Origin of the sequence: Natrinema sp. H-ect1, from assembly GCF_041821105.1 — an archaeon.
Classification (GTDB): domain Archaea; phylum Halobacteriota; class Halobacteria; order Halobacteriales; family Natrialbaceae; genus Natrinema; species Natrinema thermotolerans.
This window is the reverse complement of the sequence record NZ_JBGUBA010000001.1, coordinates 476,980-493,710: the sequence shown is the minus strand read 5'-3', so window position 1 is coordinate 493,710 and position 16,731 is coordinate 476,980. Positions and strand designations below refer to the sequence as shown.

The 16,731-nt window shown below is 66.9% G+C and carries 19 protein-coding genes; 9 read left to right on the top strand and 10 right to left on the bottom strand.

Annotation, left to right across the window (positions count from 1 at the left end):
* Positions 1-7: 7 nt before the first annotated feature.
* The 3 genes from ACERIM_RS02550 to ACERIM_RS02540 all read right to left on the bottom strand — a co-directional run bounded on the left by ACERIM_RS02550 (position 8) and on the right by ACERIM_RS02540 (position 1,760).
* The gene (locus tag ACERIM_RS02550; RefSeq protein WP_373631079.1) at positions 8-796 is read right to left on the bottom strand and encodes a 7-carboxy-7-deazaguanine synthase QueE; all 789 of its coding nucleotides are present in this window, start codon (positions 794-796) and stop codon (positions 8-10) included.
* 1 nt (position 797) lies between these two features.
* Positions 798-1,277 (bottom strand): 6-pyruvoyl tetrahydropterin synthase family protein, encoded by a 480-nt coding sequence (locus ACERIM_RS02545; RefSeq protein ID WP_373631078.1) that lies wholly within the window; start codon positions 1,275-1,277, stop codon positions 798-800.
* Positions 1,278-1,403: 126 nt separating this feature from the next.
* A complete protein-coding gene (locus tag ACERIM_RS02540) occupies positions 1,404-1,760 on the bottom strand; it encodes a helix-turn-helix domain-containing protein (RefSeq protein ID WP_015299140.1) in 357 nt (118 codons plus the stop codon).
* A 145-nt stretch (positions 1,761-1,905) separates the two neighbouring features.
* Between ACERIM_RS02540 and ACERIM_RS02535 the strand changes: the two genes are divergently transcribed.
* Positions 1,906-2,589: a competence/damage-inducible protein A gene (locus ACERIM_RS02535; protein ID WP_373631076.1), complete on the top strand. Its 684-nt coding sequence runs from the start codon at positions 1,906-1,908 to the stop codon at positions 2,587-2,589.
* A gap of 2 nt (positions 2,590-2,591) precedes the next feature.
* Here ACERIM_RS02535 and ACERIM_RS02530 read toward each other — a convergent pair whose 3' ends face one another.
* Positions 2,592-2,726, bottom strand: a complete 135-nt coding sequence (locus ACERIM_RS02530; RefSeq protein ID WP_006649274.1) for a hypothetical protein — start codon at positions 2,724-2,726, stop codon at positions 2,592-2,594.
* Between the two features lie 190 nt (positions 2,727-2,916).
* Here ACERIM_RS02530 and ACERIM_RS02525 point away from each other — a divergent pair, with 190 nt between their 5' ends.
* The 6 genes from ACERIM_RS02525 (at position 2,917) to ACERIM_RS02500 (ending at position 7,287) form a co-directional block, all read left to right on the top strand.
* Complete coding sequence (locus ACERIM_RS02525; RefSeq protein ID WP_373631075.1) at positions 2,917-4,059, top strand: ATP-NAD kinase family protein; 1,143 nt, start codon at positions 2,917-2,919, stop codon at positions 4,057-4,059.
* 130 nt (positions 4,060-4,189) lie between these two features.
* On the top strand, positions 4,190-5,221 hold the full coding sequence (locus tag ACERIM_RS02520) for a phosphate uptake regulator PhoU (protein WP_006649272.1): 1,032 nt from the start codon (positions 4,190-4,192) through the stop codon (positions 5,219-5,221).
* A gap of 132 nt (positions 5,222-5,353) precedes the next feature.
* Positions 5,354-5,539 carry a hypothetical protein gene (locus ACERIM_RS02515; protein WP_006182063.1) on the top strand — a complete coding sequence of 62 codons (186 nt, stop codon included), beginning with the start codon at positions 5,354-5,356 and terminating at the stop codon, positions 5,537-5,539.
* 111 nt (positions 5,540-5,650) lie between these two features.
* Positions 5,651-5,875, top strand: coding sequence for a hypothetical protein (locus tag ACERIM_RS02510; RefSeq protein ID WP_006182062.1), 225 nt, complete (start codon positions 5,651-5,653; stop codon positions 5,873-5,875).
* Between the two features lie 95 nt (positions 5,876-5,970).
* Positions 5,971-6,405, top strand: coding sequence for an SRPBCC family protein (locus tag ACERIM_RS02505; RefSeq protein ID WP_373631074.1), 435 nt, complete (start codon positions 5,971-5,973; stop codon positions 6,403-6,405).
* Between the two features lie 27 nt (positions 6,406-6,432).
* Positions 6,433-7,287 carry a nitrilase-related carbon-nitrogen hydrolase gene (locus ACERIM_RS02500; RefSeq protein ID WP_373631073.1) on the top strand — a complete coding sequence of 285 codons (855 nt, stop codon included), beginning with the start codon at positions 6,433-6,435 and terminating at the stop codon, positions 7,285-7,287.
* Positions 7,288-7,808: 521 nt separating this feature from the next.
* Here ACERIM_RS02500 and ACERIM_RS02495 read toward each other — a convergent pair.
* The 5 genes from ACERIM_RS02495 to ACERIM_RS02475 form a co-directional block, all read right to left on the bottom strand.
* Positions 7,809-8,531, bottom strand: a complete 723-nt coding sequence (locus ACERIM_RS02495) for a hypothetical protein (RefSeq protein ID WP_373631397.1) — start codon at positions 8,529-8,531, stop codon at positions 7,809-7,811.
* A 130-nt stretch (positions 8,532-8,661) separates the two neighbouring features.
* The gene (glmU, locus tag ACERIM_RS02490; protein WP_373631072.1) at positions 8,662-9,852 is read right to left on the bottom strand and encodes a bifunctional sugar-1-phosphate nucleotidylyltransferase/acetyltransferase; all 1,191 of its coding nucleotides are present in this window, start codon (positions 9,850-9,852) and stop codon (positions 8,662-8,664) included.
* Positions 9,853-9,946: 94 nt separating this feature from the next.
* Positions 9,947-11,479 carry an aldehyde dehydrogenase family protein gene (locus ACERIM_RS02485; protein ID WP_373631070.1) on the bottom strand — a complete coding sequence of 511 codons (1,533 nt, stop codon included), beginning with the start codon at positions 11,477-11,479 and terminating at the stop codon, positions 9,947-9,949.
* Positions 11,480-11,889: 410 nt separating this feature from the next.
* Positions 11,890-12,411, bottom strand: a complete 522-nt coding sequence (locus tag ACERIM_RS02480; RefSeq protein ID WP_373631068.1) for a hypothetical protein — start codon at positions 12,409-12,411, stop codon at positions 11,890-11,892.
* 79 nt (positions 12,412-12,490) lie between these two features.
* Positions 12,491-13,300 (bottom strand): RIO1 family regulatory kinase/ATPase, encoded by an 810-nt coding sequence (locus ACERIM_RS02475; RefSeq protein ID WP_049964701.1) that lies wholly within the window; start codon positions 13,298-13,300, stop codon positions 12,491-12,493.
* Between the two features lie 126 nt (positions 13,301-13,426).
* Here ACERIM_RS02475 and ACERIM_RS02470 point away from each other — a divergent pair, with 126 nt between their 5' ends.
* Positions 13,427-14,641, top strand: a complete 1,215-nt coding sequence (locus ACERIM_RS02470) for a hypothetical protein (RefSeq protein ID WP_373631066.1) — start codon at positions 13,427-13,429, stop codon at positions 14,639-14,641.
* A gap of 68 nt (positions 14,642-14,709) precedes the next feature.
* Positions 14,710-15,852, top strand: coding sequence for an acyl-CoA dehydrogenase family protein (locus tag ACERIM_RS02465; RefSeq protein WP_373631065.1), 1,143 nt, complete (start codon positions 14,710-14,712; stop codon positions 15,850-15,852).
* 78 nt (positions 15,853-15,930) lie between these two features.
* Here the strand turns inward: ACERIM_RS02465 and ACERIM_RS02460 are convergent, their stop codons facing one another.
* Entirely contained in the window at positions 15,931-16,680 is a 750-nt protein-coding gene (locus tag ACERIM_RS02460; RefSeq protein ID WP_373631064.1) for a DUF6517 family protein, read from the bottom strand.
* Positions 16,681-16,731: the final 51 nt, after the last annotated feature.

The window sequence follows — 16,731 nt, the reverse complement described above, 5'->3', positions numbered from 1 at the left end:
CAGGGGGTCACGTTTCGGGCGCGTCGTTCCAGAGGTCGACGTGGAGTCGGGGCGTGTACCGAAAGCCGTACTCCATCGCGAGGTCGGCGACCCGGGTTCGGGTCTCCGCGAGGCGCTCGCGGGTCGCGCCTTCGGGCATCAGGAGGACGTCGTCGTCGGGGATCGGGACCGCGGCGGCGTCGCGGAGGTCGCCGAGCAACTCGAGGATCTCCGGCATGTCGTCGGCGTCGGTTACGACGAACTTCAACTGGACATCGTAGGCCTCGACCAGTCGGACGAGCGCGTCCATGTCGATCCGATCGCGCTCGTGACGTTCCTCCCACTCGCCGGCGGGGGCGTCCTCCGGTGCGCGTTCCGGCGTCGGCGTGCTGCTCGCGAGTTTCGGGCTGATCGAGGCGAGATCGATCGGCGCGTCCCGGTAGATCGTCCCGTTGGTCTCGACGGTGGTGTGATACCCCCGCTCGTCGAGGGCCTCGAGCAGGCCGACGCTCTCGGCGTGGAGCAGCGGTTCGCCGCCGGTCAGGACGACGTGGTCGGCATCGCGGGCCTCGATCTCGGCGAGGATCTCCTCGCGGTCGAGCCACGCGTGGGTGGGCTCCCAGGAGGTATGATAGGAGTCACAGAACCAACACCGGAGGTTACAGCCGCTCGTGCGGACGAACGTCGACGGGACGCCGGCGAGGGTGCCCTCCCCCTGCAGGGAGTGAAACAGTTCGTTGATCGGCAGTCCCTCCGGCGTCTCCTCGTCGCCGCCTTCCGTACCGGACTCGAGGTCGATGGAGTCGGAAACCGGCATCTCAGAACCCGCTGCCCCCGCAGAGTTCGCTCGTCTCGCTGACCCGCACGGCGACGTCGGTGACCGTCTCGGGCAGTGCCGCCGCGAGCTTTCGCTCCAAGACGACGCTCATCACCTCCGCGGTCGGCGGGTTCTCGAGGACGACGACGCCGTCCCCGTCGCCGGCCGCTTCGAAGGCCTCGATCAGCGGGTCGCCGGCCTCGAGCAGGAACCGGTGGTCCCACTCGGATATTACGTCGGTAATATCGCCTTTGTCGGCGATCCATCCCTCGTCGGTGAGCCGGCCCGTGACGGTGACGGCGATCTCGTAGTTGTGGCCGTGCGGGCGGGCACACTTGCCGTCGTGGTGTCGTATCCGGTGGCCGGTACTGATCCTGATCGGCCGGTCGCGGCCGACGTGGAGGGTGCGACGTGCGCCGACGATCGCGTCGTCGGTCGTCGTGTCGGAGCCGCGTTCGCGGGGATCGGCGGTGTCGGTCATATCAGGAGATTCTCGTGGGAATACTTAAGGATGGCCGAACGGCCGCTACGCTGGGATCGGAGTCGTCGCTTCGAGAACGGAACGCGGACCGTCCCGCCTCCCGGCGGGAACTGCCGGCTCGAGGCGTTAATCCTCGAGTTTGTCCTGGAGCCTGTTTTTCGCCTCGGTCCGGCGCTTGCGGGAGAACTCGGGGGTGTCGTTCGAGAAGTCGATCTCGATCTCGTCGAGCGTCCGTCGGTAGATGTTGGTCCGTCGCCCCTCGTCGGAGAGCTGTCGCCCTTCGCAGGTCAACAGTCCGGCGTCGACGAGTTCCTCGATCCGGCGGTAACAGGTCGCGATCGGGATCTCGATGTCCTCGCTGAGCGCCTGCGCTGATTTCGGCGTTCCCGCCGCACACAGGATCTCCGCGCTGTATTTGTTCCCTAGCGCGGATAGCACTGTGGCCGAGTCCGCCTCCGTTCGTTCCGTCCGACTCCGAGACATAGTACCCTCCTTACTAATTATCTGGATTGAATCTTGTGGTTACCGTGAGTACTACTTTATCAGACAGGTCGCGGCGAGGCCCACGAGCCGGCGGCGATCCGCCGAGGGCGAGACGCATTTGGGGGTCCGGCCCGAACGACGGGGTATGAACGTCGCGGTCGTAACGGTCGGGGACGAACTGCTCGCCGGACGAACGACGGACACGAACGCCACGTGGCTCTGTTCGGAACTCGACGACCGCGGCGTCACCGTCGGCCGGGTGACCACGGTTCCCGATCGCGTGGCCGACATCGCCCGCGTGGTCAACGAGTACCGCGCCGAATACGACGCCGTCATCGTCACCGGGGGGCTGGGCCCGACCCACGACGATCTCACCATGGACGGGGTCGCGGCGGCCCTCGGGCGAGAGGTCGAAGAACACGACGCTGCACTGGCCTGGCTCGAGGAGGACGGGTACACGCGGGACGACCTCGCGGCCGGCACGGCCGATCTACCCGCCGGCGCGCGGGCCCTGCACAACGACGCGGGCGTCGCTCCCGGCGCGGCCCTCGAAGGGATCTACGTCCTTCCGGGCGTCCCGGCGGAGATGAAGGCGATGTTCGAGTCGATCGCCGACGAGTTCGCGGGGACCCCGACATACCGCGAGACGGTCGTCGCCGGCGAGGCCGAGAGCGCCCTGCTCGATCGGATCGCCGACGTCCGCGAGCGGTTCGACGTGTCGGTTGGCAGCTATCCCGGCGAGTCGGTCAGGATCGAACTGACCGGCACCGACGAGGCGACGGTCGCCGACGCTGCCGATTGGCTCCGCGAGCGAGTCGACTCGCCGTGATCTTACCGGTAGAGCGAGACCGCCCAGGCGATCGTCACCAGGAGGCCGAGCGCGAGCGCGCCCCAGCCGACGAGTTGCATCGGCAGTTCCGGTTCCGTTTCCGACGCGAGAACAGCGGCCTCGATCAGTGTTGACATAGTCGGCGATCGGTACCCGTCCCCCTTAATTGTTCAGAAAGCGAGCGGGTCGGCTACGCCGCCCGACCCCGGGGGGTCCCGCTCGACCTCGATCGCGCGCTGCCGCCAGTGAAGGATTCGATCGCCTACCCGCCAAACACCGCCCGCAGGACACGACACGGCTTTCCGACTGGCTTCCCCAGAGACCGGTATGGAGTCCATCGGCGTCGTCGTCAACCCGATCGCGGGGATGGGCGGTCGGGTCGGACTGAAGGGGACCGACGGGAAACTCGAGGAGGCACGCCGCCGCGGTGCCGAGCCGCGTGCCCCGGAGCGGGCCCGCGAGGCGTTGCGGTCGCTCCATCGCCGCGCCCCCGACCTCGCGGTCTCCACGGCCGCGGGCGTCATGGGCGAACGCGCGGTCCGGGACGCCGGCTACGAACCCGAGATCGTCTACGACCCGGCCGACGCCGCCGACGCGACCGACGGCCCGGCGCGGGTTGCCGATCCCGAGACGGCCGAGACGTCGGCCGACGACACGCGCGCGGCCGTCCGAGCGTTGCTCGCGGCCGACGTCGATCTCGTCTTTTTTGTCGGCGGCGACGGCACCGCCGTCGACGTCGCCGAGACGCTCGTGGAAGCCGACGGGGAGACGCCGATGCTGGGCGTGCCGGCCGGGGTCAAGATCTACTCGTCGGTCTTCGGCGTGACGCCGGCCGACGCCGGTCGGATCGCCGCCGAGTTCGACCGCGTCGAGCGCCGCGAGGTCAACGACATCGACGAGGACGCCTACCGCGAGGGGGCGGTCCGGACGGAACTCAAAGCGATCGTCCCGGTCCCCGTCGCGCCGGCGGTCCAGTCGGGCAAACAGGTCTCGAGCGGGAGCGTCGACTCGCTGGCAGCGGGGTTCGCTCGCGAGGTCGAGCCCGGCCGGACCTACGTCTTCGGCCCCGGCAGCACTGTCGGCGCGATCGAGACGGAGTTGGGGATCGATCCCTCACCGCTGGGCGTCGACGTCTGGCGTGCTGGGACCGAAGACGGGGAGTCAGGAGGCGAGTTGCTGGCCCGCGACGCCGGCGAATCGGAGATCCTCTCGGCACTCGAGTCGCCGGCCACGATCGTCGTCTCGCCGATCGGCGGCCAGGGCTTTGTTTTCGGCCGCGGTAACCACCAGATCTCGCCGGCCGTGATCCGACGGACCGAGGAGATCGAGGTCGTCGCGTCCGACGAGAAACTCGCCGACCTCGACTCGCTGCGCGTCGACACTGACGACGAGGAGATCGACGAGCGGCTCCGCGGGTGGTTACAGGTCCGGACCGGCCGGTTCACGACGCGACTGATCAACGTCGTGTAGCCGGCCCCGTCACGCTCGAAGCGTATAAGGGGTTGTGCGAAACGGCCACGGAAATCAACCATATAACCATGCGGCGCTATATAATGACCATATAGTCAAGATTAAGGTCAAGTCCCGCCTAGGGGCCCGTATGGAAACGCGGAAAGTTCAACGACTCGGTCCGTCGACGCTCGCGATGACGCTCCCGGCCGAGTGGGCGTCCGAACACGGCGTCGAGAAGGGCGACGAGGTCTCGCTGCGAACCAGCGGCAAGGGCACGCTGACCGTGATGCCCGAGTCCGCGAGTTCGGAGGAGACGGAGGCGATCATCCACACCGACGATCTCGACGCCGACGCCGTCGAGCGTGCGATCGTCGCGCAGTACGTCCTCGGCCGCCGCATCATTCGCATCGAACGCGAGGACGGCGCGCTCGAGTCGGATCACATCAACGCGGTCTACCAGGCCGAGACCCAGCTGATGGGGCTGGGCGTCATCGAGGAAACCCCCGAGAGTATCTCGATCCGCTGTTCGGTCGACCCCGAGGACTTCACGCTCGACAACCTCCTCGAGCGCTTAGAGCGAACGGGACAGACGATGCGCGGCGAGGGGATCAAGGCGCTTGCCCACGGCAACACTGATCTGGCCCAGCGCGCGCTCAACCGGGAGCGCCAGGCCAACAAGATCTTCGTCCTCCTGCTGCGGCTGATCTTTACGGCCTACCAGAACCCCAACCTCGCGCGGGCGGTCGGCCTGAACACCGGCTTCCCCCTGATCGGCTACCGCTCGATCGCGAAGAACCTCGAGCTGACCGCCGACAACGGCGAGGACATCGCCGACATCGTCATCGAGACGGAGGGACACACGTTGAACGTCGAGAGCGCCGTGATGCGCGAGATCCGGGAACTGAACGAACTGGTCGACGAGATCACGACCAAGTCGGTCGAGGCGGCCGTCGAGCGCGACTACGACAAGTCCAACGAGGTCCGCGGGCTCTTCCACGAGATCTCCGCCCGCGAGGACGAGATCCTCACGGGGCTGCCGGAGATGGACAACGAGGATCTGCTTCGGGTGCGGGAGGTGCTGGTCAGCCTCGAGCAGACCGCCCAGTACGCGGCCCGAAACGGGGAAATCGCGGCCAACCTTGCGCTCAACGAGGAGTCCGAACACACGACGATCAAGTGACAGCCGCGCGAACGTGACGAAGACGTTCGGTCGATTCTCCCGCGAATCGGTGGCCGAGCGGCCGGCGTCCGTTCGACGCTCGATCCGTCAGGAATGGGTGAAGTTAAGGGACCCCACACGCAACCCCCGAGCATGGCTACGGAATCCGAAACGACGGACAAAGGCGTTGGACTGGCGCTCGCACTGGGTGCGCTCGCGGTGATCGGCGCGTTGCTGATGCTCGTCGGCGCACCGGAGATAACGGCGGCCTGGGGCTTCGCCGCGGCCGTTCTCTTTAGCTCGCTGGCGGTCGTCGGGATCCACCTCTTCTCCTACTGAGGCCGTCGGCAGCCCCGGCCACATGCCTCCGGTTTCGACCGCTCGCTGGGTATCGCGGGCCGTTGCCGTTAACAGTTAAGAGCGCTGCTCCCCTAGCGGGACGTACGGACGATGACGGACTACTCCGACGAAGAGCAACGGATCCTCTCGTATCTCCGCGAGAGCGCGGCCCGCGGCGAACAGTACTTCCGGGCGAAGAACATCGCGGACGCGATCGGACTCTCGTCGAAACAGGTCGGCGCTCGGCTCCCGCATCTCGCGGAGAAAGCCGACGAGGTCGACATCGAGAAGTGGGGTCGTGCCCGGTCGACGACCTGGCGAGTCACCACCAGTTGACCGGCGACGCCGGACCGCGACGGCCGGGCCCAACTCGAGTCGACGCCGCCGATGGGTCCACGGCCTTTTTATCCAACAATCGCAGAGGTACGGGCATGACTGTACGTGTCGACCGGTCGTTCGACGTGCCCGCGTCGCCCGAGCGGGTCTGGGAGTTCATCGCCGACCCGTCGAACCGCGCCCGGGCGATCAGCGTCGTCGAGGAGTACACCGTCGACGACGCGGACGGCCGACGCGTGACCTGGCAGGTGTCGCTGCCCATTCCGCTCGTTCGCAAGACGGTGACGGTCAACACCGAAGACGTCACCCGGCGACCGCCCGAGTACGTCAAATTCGTCGGCAAGTCGAAAGTGATGGACGTCACCGGGGAACACGAGATCGTCGAGACCGACGACGGGACGCGCCTCGAGAACCACTTCGACGTCGACGGCAAGCTCCCCGGCGTCGAGAAGTTCTTCAAGCGCAACCTCAATTCCGAACTGCGGAACCTCCAGCGGGCCCTCGAGCGGGACCTGCAGACGACACAGTAACGGTGGTGGGGCCGCCACGCTCGAGGTATGAGCATCGAGACGGACGCCGACCGCGACGGCGGTGAGTCCGGGGACTCGCTATCGATCGCGCTCGCACAGATTCGCGTCGAGGCCGGCGAGGTCGAGGCCAACGTCGACCGCGCGCTGGCGGCGATCGCTCGCGCCGCCGACCGCGGCGCGGACCTCGTGGCCCTGCCGGAGCTGTTCAACGTGGGCTACTTCGCGTTCGATCTCTACGCGCGCAAGGCGGAGCCATTCGCGGGCGAGACGTTCGGTCGGCTCCGCGCGGCCGCGGCCGACCACGACGTCGCCGTCCTCGCGGGGACCATCGTCGAGGATCTCGCCGCGACCGAGAGCGTCCCGACCCCGGCCGACGACGGGCTGGCGAACACCGCCGCCCTGTTCGATTCCGACGGCGACCTGCAACTGGTCTACCGGAAACACCACCTCTTCGGCTACGAGTCCGCGGAGTCGGAGCTGCTGGTTCCCGGCCAGCGCCTCGAGACGGCGACGATCGGCGGCCTGACCGTCGGCGTGACGACCTGCTACGACCTGCGGTTCCCCGAACTCTACCGGCGGCTGGTCGACGACGGCGTCGAGCTGGTGTTGGTCCCCAGCGCGTGGCCCTACCCCCGCATCGAACACTGGCAGACGCTCTCGCGGGCCCGCGCCATCGAGAATCAGGCCTACGTGGCGACGATCAACGGGGCCGGCGAGTTCGACGACGCGACCCTGCTGGGCCGCTCGAGCGTCTACGATCCCTGGGGCGTCGCGCTTTCCTCGAGCGGGGACGAGCCGGCGCTGGTCACGGCCGAGATCGATCCGGCGACGGTCGCCGAGGTCCGCGAGGAGTTCCCCGCGTTGCGGGACCGACGGCTGTGACGGGGCTGGACCAGCGGCTGTAACGGGCCCGGACGGACGGCCGTGACCGCGGGCCGGACACGGGTTCGCCGACCGCTGACTTTTTACTTTCCCACGCCATTTGTTTGGCTGCCGGCACAGACGCTTTTCACGTCTACCCGGCATTGCGCGTCGCTCCGGCCCGTCGCGCGCTCGGGTCCCGGGGCCCGAGCGTTACACCGCGCCCGCCTCCTCGTCCACCCTTTCGCCTCTCGCTTTCAGCCCGATCGCTTGGAAGCAACGTCTCGAGGTCAAATATCGTACTCGCGAGAGGGCCGTGAATTATCGGAGTTGAATCGCCCGAGCGGAACGGAGCGTCCTGCTACCGTGGCTGCAGTGAGTAGCCACGCCCTCCCCAGCCGATTCGTTCGTTCCCTCCGGTCACTCACTCATCCCTCGCGCAGCGTCGTCGATCCGCCCTCACTGTCGTTCGGACGGATAAACAGCGCGCGCCACCGCGAGCGAACGGTCGGTTCGGAACGAGCGGCTGCGACCCGGTCGAGTCAGAACGGGAAGCCGCCGTAGCGCAGGTACACCATATCGAGGATGAGAAGCAACTGAAAGACTCCCTGGACGCCGCCGAGCATCGCGTTTTGCTTGCCGATCCCGGCGATGATCGACGGATCGGGTTCGGCCGAGCGCATCTCGCGGTACATCCGGATCTCGCCGGGCAACAGGAAGCCAAAGCCCTGTACCGAGAGGACCGTGACGAGGACAAGCGCCACCGCGACGGTCGGTTCGGTCATCGCAAAGCCGTCGATTGTCAGGGCGACCCAAGCCAGCGAGCCGACCGTCGCGACGGCGAATGGAATCTGCCAGCGGCGGTCGTCCCAGGCGTCCAGTCGCCAGCCCAGCAGGAGCAGGATCGGAATCACGTTCACCGCGGTAAACAGCGCCAGCCACGCGTCGGCGTGGGGAAAGAGTCCGATCCGCTGGGCCAGCGTGATCCCGCCCGCGATGGTGACAAAGGCCAGCGACGGGAGCAGAAACGCCGTCTTCGGCGTGAGCCGCTGGAACACCGCCGAACTCTCCTCGTCGTCCAAGCCGCCGATGACCGGGCCGAGGACCGTACCCATGAAGACGTCGATTCCCGTCCAGAGAACCCCCGCCATCACGTGAACGTAGGTGTGTTGCTGGACCGTCGCGACCGTCACCGCATAGCCCAAGGCGGCCAGCGGAATCAGTATCACCGCGACCGCGAAGGCCGGATTCGCTCGCTGTCCCATCCCCCTGATCGTGCCGCGAACCGTCGCCGTCGACATGTGCGGGAGAAGTCACTAATCCCTCATAAACGATGTTGCCGACGCAACGCTGTCCGAGGGGGTAGCCGCCGCGTCACTCGAGCGGGCTGTCGGACTACCGATCCCGCTCGACGGCTTCCCCGGGCCGCGTGGTCGCGCCGCCCTCGAGTTTCAGTCCGGGAGTCAGACTCGTGTTGATGCCGGTCTTGACGCCATCGCCGGCGACGACGCCGAACTTCCGACGGCCAGTCGAGACGCGCTCGCCCTTGACGGTGAACCGGATGTCGGCGTCGTCGTGTCGGAGATTGGCGACGTTCGTCCCCGCGCCGACGTTGACGTTTCGCCCGAGGACGCTGTCGCCGACGTAGGAGAGGTGGCTGACCGAGGTGCCCGGGGAAACGACGCTGTTTTTCACTTCGACCGCGTGGCCGATCTCGGCGTCCCGGCCGATCAGCGTCGCGCCGCGGATGTAGGCGTTGGGCCCCACTTCGGCACCCTCGCGGATCAGTGCCGGCCCCTCGATCACGACGCCGGGTTCGACGGTTGCGCCGTCCTCGACGACGACCGATCCCTCGAGGGTGGCGTCGTCGCTCACGTCGCCGTCGATTCGGCGCTCGAGGGTGGCGAGTTTCCACTCGTTGGCTTCGAGCAGTTCCCACGGGCGGCCGACGTCGAGCCACCGCTCGAGCGTGACCGGTGTCATGTCGAACTCCTCGATCACCCGCGCGACGACGTCGGTGATCTCGTGTTCGCCCCGCTCACTGGCGGGGACCTCGAGCCACTCCTGGGCTTCGGCTGGGAAGGCGTAGGCGCCGGCGTTGGCGAGGTTCGTCGGCGGTTCGTCGGGCTTCTCGATGATTCCGGTGACGGGGCCGTCGGGGCCGCCTTCGGTACTCAGGACGCCGTAGTTGGACGGCTCCGCGACTTCGATCGCACAGATCGCAGGACAGGCGTCGAACAGCCGGTCGATCGCCGCCGGATCGTAGAGGTTGTCGCCGTTGAGAACGGCGAAGGGGCCCTCGAGGTGGTCACGAGCGGCGTTGACGGCGTCGGCGGTCCCGGCCTGTCGCTCCTGAACGGCGTAGGAGACGGGGACCCCGCGGTACTCGGGGCCGAAGTAGTCACGGACCGTCTCGGCCTCGTAGCCGATCACGAGGACGATCTCGTCGGCTCCGGCCTCGATCGCCGCGTCGACTGTGTGCGCCGCGAGCGGACGGTCAGCGACCGGTAGCATCGGCTTTGGCACCGATTCCGACAGCGGTCGCATTCGGGTTCCTTGGCCCGCCGCGAGAACGACTGCTTTCATGTCCGGCCCTTCCACGAATCCCCGGATAAGCGATTCGTTTCCGAGTAGGATCTGAAACGCAAGCCGGTCGTTGATAGGGTGGGGCGAAACGGGCTCAGTCCTCGGAGGTCGTGATATCGGCCGACAACCCCTGTGCCATCTCGATCTCGTCGGCGTTGTTTAGCGTCCAGGCGGTGCGTTCGGTCACGGCCTCGATGGCCTCGCGGGCACTCGGGTAGCCGTTGCCGGACTTCTTGACGCCGCCGAAGGGCAACTGGACCTCCGCGCCGATACACGGCAGGTTCGCGTACGCGAGTCCGATATCGGCGTGGTCGCGGAAGTAGTTGAGCTGCCGGTAGTCCTCCGAGATGATCGCCCCCGCCAGCCCGTAGGGCGTATCGTTGTGGATCTCGACCGCGTCCTCAATGTCACCCGAGTACTCGAGGAGGGCGACGTGGGGGCCGAAACACTCCTCGTTGAGACAGCGCAGATCGGACTCGTAGTCGATCTCGTAGACGAACGGGCCGACCCAGTGGCCGTCTTCGTGGTCGTCGGGGATCTCACTGTCCTCGAGTTCGAATCGATCGACCAGGACGTTCGCGCCCTCTTCGCGGGCCAACTCGTTGTGCCGGCGGATCTTCTCGACGTGGTCGGCCTCGATCGCCGGCCCCATGAACGTCGACTCCTCGAGCGGGCCACCGACCGCGATGTCCTGGGCGATGTCGACGAACCGCTCTTTGAACTCGTCGTAGACGTCCTCGTGGACGATCAGGCGCTCGCTCGAGACACAGCGCTGGCCGGTCGTCTTGAAGCTGGACATGACCGCGGAGTGGACCGCGGTGTCCATGTCCGCGTTCTCCGTGACGACGATCCCGTTCTTGCCGCCCATCTCGCAGGCCGCGAGCTTGCCGGGTTCGCCCCCGACTTTGTCGGCGATCCCGTGGCCGACCTCCGCCGAGCCGGTAAAGAGGACGGTATCGACGCGCTCGTCGTCGGTGATCGCCGCGCCGGCGTCGCCAAAGCCCTGAATCATGTTGAAGACACCGTCGGGGATCCCCGCGTCCTCGAACATCTCGGCGATGATCTGGCCACACCACGGGGTCTGCTCGGCTGGTTTCCAGACGACGGTGTTGCCCTCGACCAGTGCGATGGCCATGTGCCAGAACGGGATCGCGACCGGGAAGTTCCACGGGGTGATACAGCCGACGACGCCCCGCGGTTTGCGGCGCATGTAGGAGTCCTTGCCCGCGACTTCCGACGGCACGACGTCGCCGTGGGGGTGTCGCGCGTTGCCCGCCGCCCACTCGACCATGTGCCAGGCCTCGGTGACGTCCGCCTTTCCTTCGGAGATCTCCTTGCCACACTCCTTGGTGACGATCTCCCCGAGTTCCTGATGGCGTTCGCGCAGCTCGTGGTAGATGTCCCAGAGATACTCCGCCCGGTCGATGTAGGACAGCGCGCGCCACTTCTCGAAGGCCTCGTCGGCCGCTGCGAGCGCCCGATCGACCTCGGCCGCCGTGCCTCGCCGGAACGTCGCCAGTGTCTCGCCGGTCGCGGGGTTCTCGCTCGCGAAGGTATCGCCCGAGCCCTCGGTCCACTCGCCGCCGATGTAGTGGCCGTATACCTGTTCAGTGGCTTGCTGGCTCATACCACTGCCTACGACCGGCGCGGCCAAAATCCTGCTGGTCGTTCACATGTCACGAGTCGGTCGTGGGGATTTCGTATCCGAAAGGGAGGTAATTGGTCGACTCGAGACGGTCTCGGTCGACGGACAGTCGACTGCTCGAGACAGGCGAACCGCGGATGTCCTCCCTGATCATCCGGCATGCGGTGGCGCGCGCTGGCTACTGGCCGAGCGAGCGTTTCGAAAACGAACGGTGACCGGAGGGAACCGTGAGTACAGCGAGGCCAGTTGGCAACATCGTGCGAGGGATGAACGAGCGCCGCGAGGCGCGAGTGAATCGGTTGGGGAGGGCGTGGTCATCCCGTGGTGCCACGATAGCAGAACGCCTCGTTCCGGTCCGCCGACTCGAGTACGGCACTCGAAGACGGCGTCGTCTATCGGTCCTCTTTCTCGCCGCGCTCCTCGGTGACGGTCCGCTCCCCCTCCGGCGGCGCGTCCGCCATGTCCGGGTGGCGCTCCGCACCGGCCTCCGTCATCCCCTCGGCCGAGGGCTCGAGGCCCTCACCGGTCCGACCCTCCTCGCTCGCGGCCGGCTCGTCGGGCGTTCCGGACGGCGGCCCCATGGTCCGCTGTTCGTCGCTGTCGCCCCGCCCGGCGGTGCGTTCGTCGCGCTCGATGACCGGATCCGTCCCGCCCGTCGACAGCTCGGCCGCCAACGACTGGCCGGCCTCGAGTCGGATCACGGTCCCGGTGATTTCGGTCACCGCGCTCGCGTCTAGCGGGACGATGTCCTCCTCGGACTCCCACTCGAGGATCGCCCGGAGCGTCTCCCGGGCGTCGTCGTTCACGTCGACGTAGGCCGTCTCGGGCTCGGTCATTTCGACGGTGCCGAGGACGTCGCCACCGGTGGTTTCGACCCGCTTGCCGACGTCGTCGTCGGTAAACGTTTGCCCCATGGACGGCCCTAGCGCGACTCCCGAAAAACCCGTGGTGCCTGCAGCCGCCTGTGGTCGGGGGCGTGACCGGTCCTCGCCCTCACACCCCGCCCAACTCGGCCGCCTTCTCGAGTTCGCTGCGCAGCGTCGTCGAGTCGAACTCGTGGTCGGGCCGGAGCCGCACGAAATCGAGGAACTCCCGTGCGGCGAGCAAGGTGTCGGGTCCGTAGGCCGTCGCAGCGGCGTCGACGGCCGCTCGAGGCCCGATCCGGGGTTCGAGGACCGCGAGCGCACAGGCCAGATCGTAGGCGGTCGTCTCGTCGACGCGGTCGTCGTGGACGCTGGTCGCGTCGATGAAGTAGAACTCGTCGTCACACAGCAGGATGTTCTCGGCCCGCAGGTCGCCGTGGGCAAGCCCATGGTCGTGCAGCATCGCGAGCATGGCGAACAGCTCCGGCGCGCGTTCGGCGACGGCGTCGTCGGCCACATCGTCGAGCGACCGGAACTCCGGGAGGTACTCGAGGACGAGGACGCCTAGTCCGTTGACCTCGAAGGCATCGATCGGCCGGGGGGCGTTGATACCGATCTCGCGCATCCGGAGGGTGGCCTCGTACTCGTGTTCGACCATCTCTCGAGGGGTATCGAACCGATCGAAAAAGCCCTCGGTACCAGAGGAAAACGCGCCGACGTTCCGACCGGTCGTCAACACCGCATGCACCAGGGCGTTCTGCCGGGAGACGATCTTGACGAACCACTCGTCGTCGATGACGCAGGGCGTCGAGAGCCAGTTGTCCGCCTCGAGGAACTCGACGCGGACCTCCTCGCGGTCGTAGCGATCCGCCAGCGTGCGGACGACACGCTCGATGCGGCTCCACTCGACGGTCCCTCGTGCGAGCCGGCGGATGTCCATACCGCCAGTCAGGAGCGGCGGCGTTAAATGCGTCCCGAAGTGTTATCGGTGGAAGGTGTCGCTGACGGCGGGGGACCAGGGGTTGGAACGCTAACACTATGAGTCGAGACGTTCTACTCGTAGCCAATGTATGCGCTCGACGACCTCAGCGACGCGATCGATGTCACCCGCGAGTTTCTGACACCGATCCGTCCCTGGATGTGGCTCAAACTCGCCTTGCTGCTCTTTTTCATCGGCGGCGTCGGGTTCGGCAACCCGGTCTTTTCAGGCGGCGGTGGGGGAGTTAGCGATGAGGGAGCGACGGTTGATCCGGGCACCGTCGACGTCGGCGAGTTACTCCCGATACTCGTCGTCGTCACCGTCGCCGTCCTCCTCGTTGGACTCGCGTTCCTGCTGGTCGGATCGATATTCGAGTTCACGTTCCTCGAGTCGCTGCGCTCTGGGGAGGTACACGTCCGTCGGTACACGAAGCGCAACGTCGGGCACGGCGTTCAACTGTTCGGGTTTCGGGTCGTCCTCGGGCTGATCGCGCTCGCAGTGATCGGGCTCCCGGTGGCCGCAGTTTTCCTCTCGGGGTCGGACGCCGTCTCGCTGGCGATGATCGGCATCGTGATCCTCGTCGCGATCCCCGTGGTGCTGGCCTACGCGATCATCAGCCGGTTCACGACGGTCTTTGTCGCGCCGACAATGTTGCGGGAGGATCTCGGCGTCGTCGCCGCCTGGAAGCGGTTCTGGCCGACGCTGTCGGGCAACTGGGCGGAGTATATCGTCTACCTCCTGCTGGTCTGGCTCCTACAGCTGGTCTTCGCCTTTTCGATCGGTATCGCGCTGTTCATCCTGGCGATTCCGATCGTGATCGTCCTGTTCGTTCTCCTGTTCATTCCGTTTCTGAACCTGCTCGTCCTGCTGGTCGCGATTCCGCTGCTCGTGGTACTCGTTCTGTTAGTCCAGGTGCCGGTCGTCGTCTACCTGCGCTACTACGCCCTGCTCTTGCTCGGTGATACCGACGCGGACCTCGATCTGATTCCCGACCGACGGGACGCGGTTCGCGGCGGCCCGGGCACCGGCGGCTCCTGGGAGACGCCCGACTCTCGAGCCGAGGACGATCGCCGGGACGACCGCGACGACCTCGGGACCGACGACATGTGGGGCGACGACTCGGAATCGTTCGACAGCCGCTGGAACGAACCGGATTCCGACGACTCGAGCGGCTGGGGGGACCGCGACGAGTCGGACAGCGGGGTCGGCGGAGGCGACTCCGACGATGACGGCGACGGCTGGGGCGACTCGAGCGGGTCGGACGATGATGACGACGATCGGGACGATCGAAGCGGCTGGTAGGAGTGCCTCTCTCGGCCGCCCCCTGCGGGCGGCGGTGCGTTTATTCCCGCCCTCGGCAAGTATTGCGTATGGCCGCCGATCTGCCCGACGAACACCGGATGATTCGGGAGACCGTCAGGGACTTCTGCGAGGCCGAGATCGAGCCGATCGCTCAGGAGATCGAGGACGACCATCGGTTCCCGGCCGAGGTCTTCGACCAGTTGGCCGCCCTCGATATGATGGGGGTGCCGATCGACGAGGACTACGGTGGACTCGGCGGCGATACCCTGATGTATACGCTGGTCGCGGAGGAACTGGGCCGGGTCTCCGGGGCCGTCGGCCTCTCCTACGTCGCGCACACGTCGCTGGCCTCGAAACCCATCGAACGGTTCGGGACCGAGGCCCAGAAGGAGCGCTGGCTGCGGCCGCTGGCCGAGGGCGAGACCATCGGCGGCTGGGCGCTGACCGAACCCGAGAGCGGCTCGGATGCCTCGGACATGAACACCCGGGCCCGGAAAGAGGGCGACGAGTGGGTACTGAACGGGACCAAGCAGTTCATCACGAACGCCTCCGAGGCCGGATCGATCCTCGTCAAGGCCGTCACCGATCCCGACGCGGGCTACGACGGCATCTCGACGTTCATCGTCGCCCCCGACGCGGACGACGGCTTCGAGGTGACGACCGTTTGGGAGAAGATGGGGCTCAACGCCTCGCCGACCTGTGAGATCGCGTTCGACGACGTTCGCCTCCCCGAGGACCGCCTGCTCGGCGAGGTGGGCGACGGCTGGGAGCAGACCAAGAAGACCCTAGACGGCGGCCGCATCTCGATCGCCGCACTCTCGACCGGGCTCGCACAGGGGGCCTACGAACACGCGAAGACCTACAGCCAGGAGCGCGAGCAGTTCGGCCAGCCGATCTGCGAGTTCGACGCGATTCGGGACACGATCGTCGATATGCACCGCAAGACCGAGCGGGCGCGGCTCCTGACGCGGCAAGCCGCCCGCACCGACGACCGGGGCGACCCCGTCACCAGGGAGTCGGCCCTCGCGAAACTCGAGGCCAGCGAGGCCGCCCGCAAGGTCGCCGAGGACGCCGTCCAGGTCCTGGGCGGCTACGGCTACACGACCGACTTCGCACCCCAGCGGTTCTACCGCGACGCGAAGCTGATGGAGATCGGCGAGGGAACAAGCGAGATCCAGCACTTAGTGATCGGTCGCGAACTCGGACTGTAACGCCGCCGCGAGGTCTTCGCCTCGGACCCGCAGTTCGAGCCGTTCGTCGTCGGACCGGCCCGGCTGCTTTGCGGCCAATCAGCCGAGGATGCCGTCGTCGCTCTCGTTGTCGCTGCTCTCGTTGCCGTCGCTCTGTGACCCGTCGTCGGAATCGGATTCGTTGCCGCCGGAGTCGCCGCTCGAGGCACCCTCGTCGACGTCGGTGGTCACCGCCTCGGCGAGGGCCGTGATGTTCGGCCGTTCCTGGCTCCGGAGGCGCTCGGGATAGACGCCGATGGTCACGAGCAAGTCGTCGCCGGCCTCGACGGCCTCGGTGATGTGAACGTCGACCTCGACGTCGCGGCCGTCGAAGGTCGCGTCGGCGGTGTACTGCGCTTTCGTGGTCGACTCCTCGAGGATCGTGACCTCGGTGTCTCGGTCGTGCGAGACGTTGGAGATGCCGTCGTAGTTCTCCCGGACGAGGTCGATGAGTTCCTCGGTCGACATCTCTCCGACGGGGTTGAGTTCCCGCCCGAGGATGTTGACCTGCGGCGTGGTTAACACGTTGAAGACCGCAGCGCGGCGCTCGCCGAGCCCTTCGATCCCGACCTGCTTCTCGTGTTTGGTCATGTAGTTCGTGACTGTGACGGTCTCGTTCGTGGGGCCGACGTCACGCTCGATCTCGAGCGGGTCGATGGCCGTCTGCTCGTAGCCGGTCTCCGCGCGGGCCTCGGATTCGACGCCCGCGGGCGACGATTCGTGTTCGTCCATACCGAGCAGTCCCAGACAGCCCGACAGGCCGGCCAGTCCCGCCGCACCGAGTCCTGCGATAACGGTTCGTCGATTCATTTCCCTGCAAATGGCGGTCCAGGTGGTAAGTGTTTACTGAAATCCTGACAG